At 67.1% G+C, this 14145-nt stretch carries 13 protein-coding genes; 11 read left to right on the forward strand and 2 right to left on the reverse strand.

Annotated elements, in window-relative coordinates; translation table 11 throughout:
• The first annotated feature begins 7 nt into the window (after window positions 1-7).
• On the forward strand, window positions 8-817 hold the full coding sequence (gene dapB, locus CLN94_RS09140; RefSeq protein ID WP_096433431.1) for a 4-hydroxy-tetrahydrodipicolinate reductase: 810 nt from the start codon (window positions 8-10) through the stop codon (window positions 815-817).
• Window positions 818-866: 49 nt separating this feature from the next.
• Here the strand turns inward: dapB and CLN94_RS09145 are convergent, their stop codons facing one another.
• Window positions 867-1046 carry a DUF1674 domain-containing protein gene (locus CLN94_RS09145; protein WP_096433433.1) on the reverse strand — a complete coding sequence of 60 codons (180 nt, stop codon included), beginning with the start codon at window positions 1044-1046 and terminating at the stop codon, window positions 867-869.
• Window positions 1047-1138: 92 nt separating this feature from the next.
• On the opposite strand from CLN94_RS09145, the gene CLN94_RS09150 reads away from it, so the two are divergent.
• The 10 genes from CLN94_RS09150 (at window position 1139) to CLN94_RS09195 (ending at window position 13274) form a co-directional block, all read left to right on the forward strand.
• A complete protein-coding gene (locus tag CLN94_RS09150; RefSeq protein WP_096433435.1) occupies window positions 1139-2410 on the forward strand; it encodes an RsmB/NOP family class I SAM-dependent RNA methyltransferase in 1272 nt (423 codons plus the stop codon).
• Window positions 2411-2612: 202 nt separating this feature from the next.
• Window positions 2613-4295, forward strand: a complete 1683-nt coding sequence (locus CLN94_RS09155; RefSeq protein WP_245845175.1) for a heparinase II/III family protein — start codon at window positions 2613-2615, stop codon at window positions 4293-4295.
• Between the two features lie 16 nt (window positions 4296-4311).
• A complete protein-coding gene (purH, locus tag CLN94_RS09160) occupies window positions 4312-5898 on the forward strand; it encodes a bifunctional phosphoribosylaminoimidazolecarboxamide formyltransferase/IMP cyclohydrolase (protein ID WP_096433437.1) in 1587 nt (528 codons plus the stop codon).
• Window positions 5899-5970: 72 nt separating this feature from the next.
• Window positions 5971-6450, forward strand: coding sequence for a signal peptidase II (gene lspA, locus CLN94_RS09165; RefSeq protein WP_096433439.1), 480 nt, complete (start codon window positions 5971-5973; stop codon window positions 6448-6450).
• 72 nt (window positions 6451-6522) lie between these two features.
• Window positions 6523-7068: a DUF3035 domain-containing protein gene (locus CLN94_RS09170; RefSeq protein WP_096433441.1), complete on the forward strand. Its 546-nt coding sequence runs from the start codon at window positions 6523-6525 to the stop codon at window positions 7066-7068.
• A gap of 84 nt (window positions 7069-7152) precedes the next feature.
• Entirely contained in the window at window positions 7153-8493 is a 1341-nt protein-coding gene (locus tag CLN94_RS09175) for a M16 family metallopeptidase (RefSeq protein ID WP_096433443.1), read from the forward strand.
• The gene (locus tag CLN94_RS09180; protein ID WP_179300277.1) at window positions 8490-9791 is read left to right on the forward strand and encodes a M16 family metallopeptidase; all 1302 of its coding nucleotides are present in this window, start codon (window positions 8490-8492) and stop codon (window positions 9789-9791) included. The genes CLN94_RS09175 and CLN94_RS09180 overlap by 4 nt, the downstream gene beginning before the upstream one ends.
• A gap of 52 nt (window positions 9792-9843) precedes the next feature.
• A complete protein-coding gene (gene mutL, locus CLN94_RS09185) occupies window positions 9844-11706 on the forward strand; it encodes a DNA mismatch repair endonuclease MutL (RefSeq protein ID WP_096433445.1) in 1863 nt (620 codons plus the stop codon).
• Window positions 11703-12869 (forward strand): DNA recombination protein RmuC, encoded by a 1167-nt coding sequence (locus CLN94_RS09190; protein ID WP_096433447.1) that lies wholly within the window; start codon window positions 11703-11705, stop codon window positions 12867-12869. The genes mutL and CLN94_RS09190 overlap by 4 nt, the downstream gene beginning before the upstream one ends.
• 60 nt (window positions 12870-12929) lie before the next feature.
• Complete coding sequence (locus CLN94_RS09195) at window positions 12930-13274, forward strand: DUF3775 domain-containing protein (RefSeq protein WP_096433674.1); 345 nt, start codon at window positions 12930-12932, stop codon at window positions 13272-13274.
• A gap of 95 nt (window positions 13275-13369) precedes the next feature.
• On the opposite strand, the gene CLN94_RS09200 is transcribed toward CLN94_RS09195, so the two are convergent.
• Window positions 13370-14056 carry a response regulator transcription factor gene (locus CLN94_RS09200; RefSeq protein ID WP_096433449.1) on the reverse strand — a complete coding sequence of 229 codons (687 nt, stop codon included), beginning with the start codon at window positions 14054-14056 and terminating at the stop codon, window positions 13370-13372.
• Window positions 14057-14145 lie beyond the last annotated feature (89 nt).

Raw genomic sequence — 14145 nt, forward strand, 5'->3', positions numbered from 1 at the left:
GTGTAACATGAGCGATCTGCCGGGGATTGTGGTCACGGGTGTGTCGGGCCGGATGGGCCAGATGCTGGCGCGCGAGATCGGCGCCTCGGACAGGGCGCGGCTTGTCGGCGCGGTCGAACGCGCGGGCCATGACTGGATCGGGCGCGATCTGGGTGCCTGCATGGGCAGCGCTCCGAACGGCGTGATCGTCACCGATGACCCGCTGACGGCCTTTGCCAAGGCGCAGGCGGTGATCGACTTCACCGCGCCCGTCGCCACCGTCGAATTCGCCGCCCTGGCCGCGCAGGCCCGCGCCGTGCATGTGATCGGCACCACCGGGTTCGAGCCGCATCACCTTGAAAAAATCGCTGCCGCCGCCCGCCATGCGGTGATCGTGCGCGCCGGCAACATGTCGCTTGGCGTGAACCTGCTGACGCTGCTGACGAAAAAGGTGGCCCAGGCGCTCGACGCGGATTGGGACATCGAGGTGATCGAGGCCCATCACAACAAGAAGGTCGACGCGCCCTCGGGCACCGCGCTGATGCTGGGTCAGGCCGCCGCCGATGGGCGCGGCATTTCGCTGGAGGATAACACGGAATCGGGCCGCGACGGCATCACCGGCGCGCGTAAGCACGGCGCGATCGGGTTTTCGGCCATTCGCGGCGGCGACATCGTGGGCGAGCATGACGTGCTCTTTGCCGGCGCAGGCGAGCGGATCGTGCTGCGCCATGTCGCCACCGACCGCGCGATCTTTGCCCGTGGCGCGCTCAAGGCCGCGCTTTGGGGGCAGGACCAGAAACCGGGCGAATACTCGATGCTCGACGTGCTGGGCCTCTGACCCTTTTCATCGAGCCCGAAATACTCCGGGGTGCGGGGCAGAGCCCCGCTCAGAAGTCGATGGCGATGCCCTTCTTCTCCCAGTCGCCATAGCGCACGGGCTCGGGGCCATCGCGGCCACCCAGCTCGGGCGGCAGCTCTTGCGCCTTGGCCTTGCGGCGGCGCTCCTCGGCCTCGGCCAGCGCACGCTGTGCGGCGGGGGGCAGGTCTTTCTGGGGCGCATCCGTCATCGCGGGCCTCCGTCTGGTCAGGCAACTTGCCTCGAACGAGGCCATGTTATAGGCCGCTCGGCATATCGGAACAAGAGACAGGGGGCCGCATCATGGCCGGACCCGATCTGGCGCGCCGCGCCGCACTGGGGCTATTGCATGGCGTCTTCGAAGAGCGGCTGACGCTGGCCGAGCAGATCGGCGCCGAGGCGCTCGACGGGCTGGGCCCGTCCGAGCGCGCCCGCGCGCAGCGCCTCGCGCTCGAGGTCCTGCGCCATCGCGACCGTGCCGATGCGATGCTCAAGCCCTTCCTGCGCAAACGCCCCTCGCCCGACGTGCTGGCGCTCTTGCGGCTGGCCACGGTCGAGCTTTGCCTCGACGAGGCGCCCGCGCATGGTGTGGTGAATGCCGCCGTGACGCTGGTGCGCTCGGGCGGGCGCAAGACCGAGAGCTTTGCCGGGCTGGTCAACGCGGTGCTGCGCAAGGTCTCCGAAGACCGCGCGCGCTGGGCCAGCCTGCCCGCGCCGGCTCTGCCCGGCTGGCTGCGCGGACGGCTGATGTCGGCCTATGGCAAATCCGCCGTGCAAAAGATGGAAGCCGCACATCTGGCCGGCGCGCCGCTCGATCTGACAGTGAAATCCGATGCCGCCGGCTGGGCCGAGAAACTTGGCGCCGAGCTGTTGCCGACCGGGTCGATGCGGCTTTCGGCGCGCACGCAGGTGACCGAGCTTGACGGCTATGCCTCGGGTGACTGGTGGGTGCAGGACGCGGGCGCGGCGCTGGCCGCGAAGCTGGTCGATCCCCGCCCCGGCGAGCGCGTGCTGGATCTTTGCGCCGCACCGGGCGGCAAGACGATGCAACTGGCCGCCGCGGGCGCCGAGGTCACCACGCTCGACATCTCCGAGGCGCGGATGGAGCGCGTGCGCGAAAACCTGCACCGCACCGGGCTTCAGGCCGACTGCGTCGTGGCCGATGCGCTTGAGTGGCAGCCCGAAGGCGGCTTTGACGCGATTCTCCTCGATGCGCCCTGCTCGGCCACCGGCACGATCCGCCGCCACCCCGACCTGCCCTTCGTCAAGGATGCGACCGGAATCAAGCCGCTCTTCGCCCTGCAAGAGGCGATGCTCGACCGTGCGCTCGGCTGGCTGAACCCGGGCGGGCGGCTGGTCTATTGCACCTGCTCGCTCTTGCCCGAAGAGGGCGAGGCGCAAGTCAAATCCGCGCTTGAACGCCACCCCGATCTGGTCGTGAAAGGGCCCGATTGCGCTGGAATAGAGCCTGATTGGGTCACGCCCGAGGGCGGCTTGCGGCTGCGCCCCGACCATTGGCCCGAGCGCGGCGGCATCGACGGGTTTTACCTCGCGCGGATCGAGCGCCGGGCCTGAGCCCCTCCGCCCCGCCCCGCTTTGAGCGGTGACAGCGCGCAAGCGGCCCAGTATGGTGCGCGCGAGCAAGCAAGGCGCCGGGCAACGGCGTGACGAGGCGAATGGCAAGCGGATGACCCGGCGGCAAGGCGGTTTTGGCGACGAACGGAAGGGCGGTCTCAGCGCCCGCGCCACGACGGCGCGCAACGCGCTGACGGCGCGGATGGCCGCACGCTCGCGCCCGCCCACCGGCTTCACCAGCCAGCCCGAGCCGCGCACGATCGGATCGTTTGCGCGCGGGCGGCAATTGCTGAACGGCAACTTCCTGTTCGCGGGCTTCCTGATCGAGGGCAAGGGGCTCTCGATCTGGGATCTGCCGATGCCCGACCCCGGTTTCGAAGAGGCGCTGCACGGCGCGGCCTGGCTCGACGATCTGGCCGCAGTGGGCGACCGCACGGCGCGGACGCGGGCGCAGGACTGGGTCTTTGACTGGATCGCGCGGTTCGGCGATGGCACCGGCCCCGGCTGGACGCCCGATCTGACGGGGCGGCGGCTCATTCGCTGGATCAACCACGCCTTCACGCTGCTGTCGGGCAAGGACCGCGCGCAGGCGCAGGCGTTTTTCCTGACGCTGGGCCAGCAGACGCTGTTTCTGGCGAAACGCTGGAAGGTCGCCTCGCCGGGGCTGCCGCGATTCGAGGCGCTGACCGGGCTGGTCGTCGCGGGGCTGGCGCTGACCGGGATGGAGCGCCACGTGCGCCCCGCGATCGCGGCGCTGGGTCGCGAATGCGCCCGCGAGATCGACGCCGAGGGCGGCATTCCCACCCGCAACCCCGAGGAATTGCTGGAGGTGCTGACGCTTCTGACATGGGCGCGGCAGGCGCTGGAAGAGGCCGGTCAGCGCCCCGACCCCGCGCATCTGGACGCGATCACGCGAATCGCCCCGACGCTGCGCGCGCTGCGCCATTCGGATGGCGGGCTGGCGCGGTTTCACGATGGCGGGCGCGGGCTGCCGGGGCGGCTGGATCAGGCGCTTGCGGCCTCGGGCACACGCGAGATGCGGGCCGGGCGCGCGATGGGATTCGCGCGGCTGCATGCGGGCCGGGCCAGCCTGATCGCCGATGCGGCCCCTCCGCCCAGCGGCTCGGCCTCGGCCAGCGCGCATGCCTCGACGCTCGCCTTCGAGATGACCTCGGGGCGGCATCCGCTGGTGGTGAATTGCGGCTCGGGCGCGGCCTATGGGCGCGAGTGGCAACGTGCCGGGCGCGCGACCGCCTCGCATTCGACGCTGGCGATCAATGGCTATTCCTCGTCGCGGCTGGGGCCCGAGCGCGCCTTTGGCAAGGGCGCGCGCGCCTATCTCGACGCAGTGCCGAAACAGGTCTGGGCCACGACTGAGACCACGCCCGAGGGGCTGCATCTGGCGATGGGCCATGACGGCTATCACGTCACCCATGGCATGACCCATCTGCGCGACCTCGTGCTGGCGCCCGACGGGCTGACGCTGAACGGGCGCGACACGCTGGGTGCGATGTCGGCCGAGGACCGGCGCAAGTTCGAAGAGGTCTTGCTGGCCGATCCGCTGCATGGCGTGCCCTTCGAGATCCGCTTTCACCTCCACCCCGAGGCCGATGCGCAGATCGACATGGGCGGGGCGGCGGTATCGGTCGCGCTGAAATCGGGCGAGCTCTGGCTGTTTCGCCATGACGGCGTGGGCGAGCTGAGCCTTGAACCCTCGGTCTATCTGGAGCGGGGCCGTTTGCGCCCGCGCGCGAGCCAGCAGATCGTTTTGCGGGCCGATGTGCTCGATTATGCATGCCAGATTGGCTGGACCTTGACGCATGCACAGGCTACCCCCTCGGCCAGACGCGCCAGCGACCAAACCGATTCCGATCCCGACCTCTGACAAAGGACCGCCCTCCGTGACCCGCAACGTTCCCCTGACCCGCGCCCTGATCTCCGTTTCCGACAAGACCGGGCTGATCGACTTCGCCCGCTCGCTCGCCGCCCGCGGCGTTGAGCTGCTCTCGACCGGCGGCACCGCCAAGGCGCTGCGTGAGGCTGGCCTGAGCGTGCGCGACGTGGCCGAGCTGACGGGCTTCCCGGAGATGATGGACGGCCGCGTGAAGACGCTGCACCCCAAGGTCCATGGCGGGCTGCTGGCGCTGCGCGACAACGAAGAACATGTCACCGCGATGGAAACTCACGGCATCGAGGCGATCGACCTGCTGGTGGTCAACCTCTACCCGTTCGAGGCGACCGTGGCGAAGGGCGCCGCCTATGACGAATGCATCGAGAATATCGACATCGGCGGCCCGGCGATGATCCGCGCGGCGGCGAAAAACCACGCCTTTGTCGCGACCGTGGTCGATGTCGAGGATTACGACGCGGTTCTGGCCGAGCTGGACGCGAATGACGGCGCGATCACCTATGCCTTCCGCCAGAAGCTGGCGCAGATCGCCTATGCCCGCACCGCCGCCTATGACGCGGCTGTGTCGAGCTGGATGGCGGGCGCCATCGCCGAGCCCACCCCGCGCCGCCGCGCCTTTGCCGGCAAGCTCGCGCAAACGCTCCGCTATGGCGAGAACCCGCATCAGTCGGCAGCCTTCTACCTTGACGGCACCGACCGCCCCGGCGTCGCGACCGCTGTGCAGCATCAGGGCAAGGAACTGTCCTACAACAACATCAACGACACCGACGCGGCCTTTGAACTGGTTGCCGAATTCGGCTCCGAGGCGCCCGCCTGCGCGATCATCAAGCATGCCAACCCCTGCGGCGTCGCCACCGGCGCCAGCCTGAAAGAGGCCTATGCGCGCGCCTTCGATTGCGACCGCACCTCGGCCTTCGGCGGCATCATCGCGCTGAACAAGGTGCTGGACGGCGAGACCGCCGAAGAGATCTGCAAGATCTTCACCGAGGTGGTCATCGCCCCCGAGGCCTCGGACGAGGCCCGCGCGATCTTTGCCGCGAAGAAGAACCTGCGGCTCCTGACCACCGGCGCGCTGCCCGACCCGAAAGCCGCGATCACCACCTTCCGCCAGGTCGCCGGCGGCTTCCTCGTGCAGGGCAAGGACAATGGCGCGATCACGCTGGACGACCTCAAGGTCGTGACCAAGCGCGCCCCGAGCGCGCAGGAACTGAAAGACCTGCTGTTCGCGTGGAAAGTCGCGAAACACGTGAAGTCGAACGCGATCATTTACGTGAAAGACGGCGCCACCGTGGGCGTGGGCGCGGGCCAGATGAGCCGCGTCGATTCGACCCGCATCGCGGCGCGCAAGGCGCAGGACATGGCCGAGGTGATGGGCCTGCCCGCGCCGCTGACGCAGGGCTCGGTTGTGGCCTCGGACGCGTTCTTCCCCTTTGCCGACGGTCTGATCACCGCCGCCGAAGCGGGCGCGACCGCGATCATCCAGCCCGGTGGCTCGATGCGCGATCAGGAAGTGATCGACGCCGCGAACGAGCGTGGCCTCGCCATGGTCTTTACCGGCATGCGCCACTTCCGCCACTAAGGCAAGGCCCGCGCCCGGCGCGGGCCTTGCCTCCGGCGGGCGTATTTGGGCCAAGAAGAAACGGGGAGCAGCATGCGTCTTGTGGCGAGCGTGGCGGCGGCGAGCCTGATCGCCGATCAGCTCTCGAAGCAGGTCGTGGTCGAGATGCTCGATCTGAAGCGGATCGGCAGCTATGACCTGCTGCCGCCGTGGCTGACTTTCCGCATGGCGTGGAATCAGGGCGTGAATTTCGGCCTGTTCTCGGGCGAGACCGAGGCGACGCGCTGGGGGCTGATCGTGGTGGCGCTGGCGATCACGGCCTGGGTCGCGCTGTGGATGCGCAAAGGGCCGTATTCGGCGCTGACGCGGATCTCGGCGGGGCTGTTGATCGGCGGCGCGCTGGGCAATGTGATCGACCGCATCCGCTATGGCGCGGTTGCCGATTTTCTCAACATGTCCTTGCCGGGATGGCAGAATCCCTATTCATTCAACATCGCGGATATCGCCATTTTTGCCGGCGCTTTCGGGCTTGTGCTGTTCAGCGGCAACAAGCCTGCGGCGGGTGCGCGCTAAGGGGCGCTTTCGCAGGTGACGGGCGCGGATCAATGCGCTAAGACTTGGGCGGTTACTCGAAAAGGGGGCGTAATGCTGTCGAAATCTGGCATGCTCGGGATCGGTCTGGCGGCGGCGCTGCTGGCTGCCTGCTCGTCGGACAAGGAACCGCGCCTGATGAAGCTCCGCTCGACCACGGCGGGGCCGGACGAGTTTTCCATCGTGCCCTCGAAACCGCTTGAGATGCCGCCGGATCTGTCCGCGCTGCCCGAGCCGGCGCCGGGTGGTGCGAACCTGACCGATCCGACGCCGATTGCCGATGCGGTCAGCGCCTTGGGCGGCAAGCCTGCCTATCTGAGCGCGACCGCGATTCCCGCGGGCGACGGCGGGCTGGTGAATTACGCCGCCCGCTTCGGCGTCGATCAGAACATCCGCGACACCCTGGCCGCGGCCGATCTCGAACATCGCCGCGAAAACGACGGGCGCCTGCTTGAAAAGCTGTTCAACCGGAGCGTCTATTTCAAGGCCTATCGCGACATGGCGCTGGATCAGGAAGCCGAGCTGGAACGCTGGCGCAAGCTGGGCGTGCGCACGCCCGCAGCCCCGCCCAGCGGCCACGCGCAAGACGCCTCGCGCTGATCACCGACGGATCAACTCCTCGTCAGGCGGGTTGCGTTACGGCAACCAGCAGGGCACTCCTTTGGAAAACACATAGAGGTGCCCATGTTGCGTGCGTTTTTTGTCGCCTTGATGGCGACGACGGCTTTTGCCCCGGCGCGGGCCGAAACCGTTTCGCATTTCACGCTTGAAAACGGGCTTGAGGCGGTGGTGATCGAGGATCATCGCGCCCCGGTCGTCGTGCATATGGTCTGGTACAAGGCGGGCGCGGCGGATGAGCGGCCCGGCAAATCGGGCATCGCGCATTACCTCGAGCATCTGATGTTCAAGGGCACCGACGATCTCGCGCCGGGCGAATTGTCGAAGACCGTGGCCGCGAATGGCGGCTCGGACAATGCCTTTACCAGCTATGATTACACCGCCTATTTCCAGCGCATCGCCGCCGACCGGCTGGAGCTGGTGATGAAGATGGAAGCCGACCGGATGCGCGATCTGATCCTGTCGGAGGATGACTGGAAGACCGAGCGCGACGTGATTTTGGAAGAGCGCGCCCAGCGCACCGACAGCGATCCGCGCGCGCTGTTTGGCGAACAGAAACAGGCGGCGCTTTACCTTAACCATCCCTATGGCACCCCGGTGATCGGCTGGCGCCACGAGATGGAGGCCCTGACCCGCGAAGACGCGCTGGAGTGGTATCGCAGCTTCTACGCCCCCAACAATGCCGTTCTGGTGGTGGCGGGCGACGTGACCCCGGACGCCGTGCGCGCGCTGGCCGAGACCTATTACGGCCCGCTCGCACCCAGCCCCGACCTGCCCGAGCGCGCCCGCGTGCAAGAGCCGCTCCAACTGGCCGAACGCCGTGTGATCTTTGAAGATCCGCGGGTGGCCCAGCCCTATGTCACCCGCAGCTATCTTGCGCCCGAGCGCGACCCCGGCGATCAGGCCGAAGCGGCGGCGCTGACAGTTCTGGCCGAGGTGCTCGGAGGAAATCAGGCCACTTCGGTGCTGGGGCGCAAGCTGGTGTTCGGCTCGGGCGAGGCGATCTATGCCTCGGCCTTCTATGACGGCATGTCGATCGACGACACACAGTTCACGCTGGCGGCGATGCCTGCCGCCGATGTCGGCCTGCCCGAGGTCGAGGCGGCACTCGACAAGGCGATTGCCGAGTTTCTGGCCGAGGGCGTCGACCCCGCGCAATTCGAACGGATCAAGACCCAGATCCGCGCTGGCGAGATCTATGGCCGTGACAATACCGAGGCGCTCGCGCGGCGCTACGGCGAGGCGCTGGCCAGCGGGTTCTCGGTGGCCGATGTGCAGGGCTGGCCCGAGGCGCTGATGGCAGTGACCGAAGACGACGTGATGGCCGCGGCGGCGAAGGTCTTTGATCGCAAACACGCGGTCACCGGCGTGCTCACGCGCCCTGAACCGACGGAGGTCGCGCAATGATCCGGATTCTCTTTGCCCTTCTGGCCGCTCTGCTGTTCAGCCTTCCGGCCCGCGCGCTGGAAATCCAGGAGGTGACCTCGCCGGGCGGGCTTCGGGCCTGGCTGGTGGAAACCCATGACATCCCCTTCACCGCGCTGGAAATCAGCTTTCGCGGCGGTGCAAGCCTCGATGCGCCGGGTAAGCGCGGCGCGATCAACCTGATGACCGCGACGCTGGAAGAAGGCGCGGGCACGATGGATGCGCAGGGCTTTGCCGAGGCGACCGAGGCGCTGGCCGCGCAGTTCCGCTTCAATGTGGGCGATGACACGCTCGATATTTCCGCTCGCTTCCTGACCGAGAACCGAGACGCCTCGGTGGCGCTGTTGCGCGAGGCGCTGGTCAATCCGCGCTTCGATCAGACCGCGATCGACCGGGTGCGGGCGCAGGTGCTCTCGATCATCGCCTCCGAGGCGCAGGACCCGAATGACATCGCCGGCGAGACCTTCGGCAAGATGGTCTATGGCGAGCATCCCTATGCCAGCTCGATCAACGGCACCGCCGAAAGCGTGCGCGCGCTGACCCGCGAGGACATGTTCGAGGCGAAATCGCGCGTGATGGCGCGCGACCGCGTGGTGATCTCGGCGGTGGGCGACATTTCCGCGGCCGAGTTGGGGCCGCTCCTCGACAGCCTTCTGGGCGAGCTGCCCGAAACCGGCGCGCCGATGCCCGAACATGTGACCCCGCGCCTCGATGGCCGGGTGAAGGTGGTCGAGTATGACAGCCCGCAATCGGTGGTGATGTTCGCGGGCCCCGGCCTGAAGATGGACGACCCGGATTTCTTCGCCGCCTATGTGCTGAATCAGATCCTTGGCGCGGGGGGCTTTTCGTCGCGGCTGATGGATGAGCTGCGCGAGAAACGCGGCCTGACCTATGGCGTCTATACCTACCTCGTGCCGAAGGATTACGCCGAGCTCTGGATGGGGTCGTTCTCGGCCTCGAACGAGAAGGTGCCCGAGGCGATCGCGCTGGTGAAAGCGGAATGGGCCAAGGCCGCGACCGGCGCCGTCACCGAGGCCGAATTGCGCGACGCGAAAACCTATCTGACCGGCGCCTATCCGCTGCGTTTTGACGGCAACGGCCAGATCGCGGGCATCCTGACCGGGATGCAGATGTCGGGCCTGCCGATCGACTACATCGAGAGCCGCAACGAGAAGGTCGAGGCAGTCAGCGCCGAGGATGTGGCCCGCGTGGCCAAGCGCCTGCTCTCCGCCGAGAGCCTGACTTTCACCGTCGTGGGCAAGCCCGAGGGGCTGGAATAACGCCTTTCCGAATCGTTGGAAGCCCCGGGGGCGCTGTGCTATCCCTTGTAGGATGAACGCCCCCGGCCCCAAAATAAGCGCCGAGCGCCCGGTGATCCGGCAGCTCGATGACGCCGCTGCGAACCGTATCGCGGCGGGCGAGGTGGTCGAGCGCCCTGCCTCGGCGGTCAAGGAACTGGTGGAAAACGCGCTCGATGCCGGCGCCCGGCGGATCGAGGTGGCCTATGCCGATGGCGGCAAGACCTTGATCCGTGTGCTCGACGATGGCTGCGGCATGACCCCCGAGGATCTGCCCCTGGCGCTGAGCCGCCACGCCACCTCGAAGATCGACGGCTCCGACCTGTTGAACATCCACACCTTCGGTTTTCGCGGCGAGGCCCTGCCTAGTTTGGGCGCGGTGGGGCGGCTGTCGATCACCTCGCGCGCCGAAGGCTTCGCCGCGGCGCAGATCACCGTCGCGGGCGGCGCGATGGCGGCGGTGAAACCCGCCGCGCTGAATCGGGGCACGCTGGTCGAGCTGCGCGACCTGTTCTACGCGACGCCCGCGCGGCTGAAATTCATGCGCACCGATCGCGCTGAGGCGCAGGCGATCGCCGATGTGATGAAGCGCCTCGCCATGGCCGAACCCTATGTCAGCTTCACGCTCTCGGATGTATCGGGCGGCGGCGAGGGCCGGGTGATCTTCCGCGCCGATGCCGAGCAGGGTGAGCTGTTCGATGCGCTCTCGGCGCGGCTCGGGCGGGTGCTGGGGCGCGCCTTCAGCGAGAATGCCGTGCCGATCGACGCCGAACGCGAGGGCATCCGCCTGACCGGCTATGCCGCGCTGCCCACCTATTCGCGCGGCGCCGCGGTCGAGCAGTTCCTGTTCGTGAACGGTCGCCCCGTGCGCGACAAGATGCTGATCGGGGCCTTGCGCGCGGCCTATATGGATTTCCTGTCGCGCGACCGGCATCCGGCGGCGGCGCTGTTCCTGACCTGCGACCCCGAGCGGGTCGATGTGAACGTGCATCCCGCCAAGGCCGAGGTGCGCTTTCGCGAGGCGGGCATTCCGCGCGGGCTGATCGTGACGGCCATTCGCCATGCGCTGGCCGAGGCCGGGCATCGGGCGTCGAGCACGGTGGCTACGGCGACGCTGGGCGCGATGCGCCCCGAGCCCGCGCCCGACACCCCGCGCATCTATCAGATGGATCGCCCCTCCTACGGCGCGATCCGGCAAAGCTATGCGGCCCAGGCGCCGCTGCCGCAGACCGGCTTCGCCGACCGCTCCGCGTTGTTCGAGCCCTTTGCCGCGCCCTCGGCCCGTGCCGAGCCGGTGACAGAAGAGCCCGAGCAGACGCAGAACCCCTTGGGGGCCGCGCGCGCGCAGATCCATGAAAACTACATAATCGCGCAGACCGAAACCGGGCTGGTGATCGTCGATCAGCATGCCGCGCATGAACGGCTGGTCTATGAACGGCTGAAGCGCCAAATGGCGGAAAATGGCGTTCCGGCGCAGGCGCTGCTGATCCCGGAAATCGTTGACCTGTCTTCGGGCGATGCGGCGCTCTTGCTGGAACATGCCGAAGAGCTCGCGCAGTTCGGGCTTGCGATCGAGCCTTTCGGCGGCGCCATCGCCGTGCGCGAGACCCCTGCCATTCTGGGCGAGATCAACGCGGGCGCCATGCTGCGCGATATCCTCGACGAACTGGCCGACCTTGGCGACAGCCAGAGCCTGCAATCGCGCGTCGAGGCGGTGCTGAGCCGCATGGCCTGCCACGGCTCGATCCGCTCTGGCCGCCGGATGCGCGCAGATGAGATGAACGCGCTCTTGCGCGAGATGGAGGCGACGCCGCATTCGGGCCAGTGCAACCACGGGCGGCCCACCTATGTCGAGCTGAAGCTGAGCGATATCGAAAGGCTGTTCGGGCGCACATGATCCAGATCGGAGCCACCCAGTTCGACCTGAACGACCCGCTGGTGCTGCTGGCACTGGGTGGCATCGGCTTTGCGGTGCTGATCCTCGTGATGATGCTCATCGTGCTGCGCCGCGCCGGGCAGCAGACGCGCGCGCTCGATCCGATGGCGCAGCATCTGCAATTCCTCGGCCAGCGCGTGCAAAACCTGTCCGACGGGCAGCAGCAACTGACCGGCGGGCTGCATCACGTCTCCGAAGCGCAGGCCGTCAGCCAGACCAAGGTGCTCGCGCTGATGGAGCAGCGGCTGGCCGATGTGAACCGCGCCCTGAACGAAAGCCTGCACGGCTCGGCCACGCGCACGGCGCGCTCGCTCGGCGATCTGCAGCAGCGGCTGGAGGCGATCGACAAGGCGCAGGCCAATATCGAGAAGCTTTCGGGCAATGTGCTGGGCCTGCAGGATATCCTGTCGAATAAGCAGACGCGCGGCGCCTTCGGCGAGATTCAGCTCCATGACATCGTGCAAAAGGCGCTGCCGTCGGATGCCTATGCAATGCAGGTGACGCTCTCGAACGGGAAGCGCGCCGATTGCCTCGTGCACCTGCCCAATCCGCCCGGGCCGATCGTAATCGACAGCAAATTCCCGCTTGAGGCCTACGAGGCGCTGCGCCGCGCCGCGACCCCGGCCGAACTGACCGAAGCGCAACGCTTCATGCGCGCCTCGGTGCGCACCCATATCAAGGCGATCTCCGAGAAATACATCCTCGAGGGCGAAACCGCCGATGGCGCGCTGATGTTCCTGCCCTCCGAGGCGGTCTATGCCGAGTTGCACGCGAATTTCCCCGAACTGGTGCGCGAAGGCTTCGAGGCCCGCGTCTGGATCGTTTCGCCCACCACCTGCATGGCCACGCTGAACACGATGCGCGCGGTGCTGAAAGACGCGCGCATGCGCGAGCAGGCCGGCGCGATCCGCAAGGAACTGGCTGCGCTTTACGCCGATGTCGACCGGCTCGGCACCCGCGTGGGCAATCTCGACCGCCATTTCACACAGGCTGCCAAGGACATCGAAGAGATCAAGATCTCCGCCGAGAAAGCGGGCAAACGTGCCCATCGGCTCGATAATTTCGATTTCGAAGAGCTCGCCCCCGAAACCGCCCCCACGCCGATCGTTCGGATCAAATCCTGATCTTTACCGCTTGCGAAGCGCCGAGAACGGGGCGAAACTCCGAAGGCAATGGAGGGAAACATGCTGCCCATCAGCCCGTCGAAAATCGCCCATATCATCATCCGCGCCCGCAAGTTCGATTCGGATTTCCCCGGCTCGGGTCAGGGCCGCGAGTTGCGGGCCTTTATTGCGGCGCTGAACGAGGATGAGCAGGCCGCGCTGACCGCCGTTATGTGGATCGGCCGCGAAACCTTCGACGCGAGCGAGTTTCAGGAAGCCTATGAGACCGCCAAGGCCGAGGCCACCGCGCCGACCGAAGATTACCTCCTCGGCATCCCGATGCTGGCCGATTACCTCGAAGACGGGCTGAACGCGCTTGGGGTCAGCCTCGAAGAGGCCGAAGAAGACATCTACCCGACGGTCTGATCCCCGCAGCAAAAAGGCGACCACAAAGGGCCGCCTCTTTCATCGAGCTTGAAATACTCCACGGGGGTCCGGGGGTGTGAACCCCCCGGCGCGCCTCAGGCCACGAGCCGATAGCCACCCGATTCCGTCACCAGAAGCCGCGCATTCGAGGGATCGGGCTCGATCTTCTGGCGCAGGCGGTAGATATGCGTCTCCAGCGTATGCGTGGTGACGCCCGCGTTATAGCCCCAGACCTCGTGCAAGAGCACATCGCGCGGCACCACGCCATCGGTCGCCCGATAGAGGAACTTGAGGATATTGGTTTCCTTCTCGGTCAGGCGGATCTTGCGCTCTTTCTCGTCGATCAGCATCTTCATCGCCGGCTTGAACGTATACGGGCCCAGCTGGAACACCGCGTCTTCGGACTGTTCATGCGTGCGCAGCTGCGCGCGGATCCGGGCCAGCAGCACCGGGAATTTGAACGGTTTGGTGATGTAGTCATTCGCGCCGGCATCGAGCCCGAGGATCGTATCGGCATCGGTATCATGGCCGGTCAGCATCATGATCGGGCATTTCACACCCTGCTTGCGCAGCTTCTTGCACAGCTCGCGCCCATCAGTATCGGGCAGGCCGACATCCAGGATCACTAGGTCGTACAGCGCCTCTTTCGCGCGCTCCACACCGGTCGCGCCCGAGCTCGCCTCGAACACGTCGAATTCGTCGGTTGCCACCAGTTGCTCGGCCAGCGCCTCGCGCAGGTCCTCGTCGTCATCGACCAGAAGGATTTTCTTCAGAGCTGCCATCTCTCGCTCTCCTCTCGTGTTTTCACAAAGCTGCGCGCGGGGCGGCCATTCGGCAAGGGGCGTGAAATCTTTCTCACGCGGAGGTGACG

Origin of the sequence: Pseudothioclava arenosa, assembly GCF_002358085.1 — a bacterium.
Taxonomy (GTDB): domain Bacteria; phylum Pseudomonadota; class Alphaproteobacteria; order Rhodobacterales; family Rhodobacteraceae; genus Pseudothioclava; species Pseudothioclava arenosa.

Bases quoted from the DNA above. Each gene is read 5' to 3' on its own strand.
- CLN94_RS09145 (WP_096433433.1), bottom strand. From the start codon at position 1,046: ATGACGGATGCGCCCCAGAAAGACCTGCCCCCCGCCGCACAGCGTGCG.
- CLN94_RS09170 (WP_096433441.1), top strand. From the start codon at position 6,523: ATGCTGTCGAAATCTGGCATGCTCGGGATCGGTCTGGCGGCGGCGCTG.
- CLN94_RS09190 (WP_096433447.1), top strand. From the start codon at position 11,703: ATGATCCAGATCGGAGCCACCCAGTTCGACCTGAACGACCCGCTGGTG.
- CLN94_RS09200 (WP_096433449.1), bottom strand. From the start codon at position 14,056: ATGGCAGCTCTGAAGAAAATCCTTCTGGTCGATGACGACGAGGACCTG.
- CLN94_RS09195 (WP_096433674.1), top strand. From the start codon at position 12,930: ATGCTGCCCATCAGCCCGTCGAAAATCGCCCATATCATCATCCGCGCC.
- lspA (WP_096433439.1), top strand. From the start codon at position 5,971: ATGCGTCTTGTGGCGAGCGTGGCGGCGGCGAGCCTGATCGCCGATCAG.
- dapB (WP_096433431.1), top strand. From the start codon at position 8: ATGAGCGATCTGCCGGGGATTGTGGTCACGGGTGTGTCGGGCCGGATG.
- CLN94_RS09175 (WP_096433443.1), top strand. From the start codon at position 7,153: ATGTTGCGTGCGTTTTTTGTCGCCTTGATGGCGACGACGGCTTTTGCC.
- mutL (WP_096433445.1), top strand. From the start codon at position 9,844: ATGAACGCCCCCGGCCCCAAAATAAGCGCCGAGCGCCCGGTGATCCGG.
- CLN94_RS09155 (WP_245845175.1), top strand. From the start codon at position 2,613: ATGGCCGCACGCTCGCGCCCGCCCACCGGCTTCACCAGCCAGCCCGAG.
- CLN94_RS09150 (WP_096433435.1), top strand. From the start codon at position 1,139: ATGGCCGGACCCGATCTGGCGCGCCGCGCCGCACTGGGGCTATTGCAT.
- CLN94_RS09180 (WP_179300277.1), top strand. From the start codon at position 8,490: ATGATCCGGATTCTCTTTGCCCTTCTGGCCGCTCTGCTGTTCAGCCTT.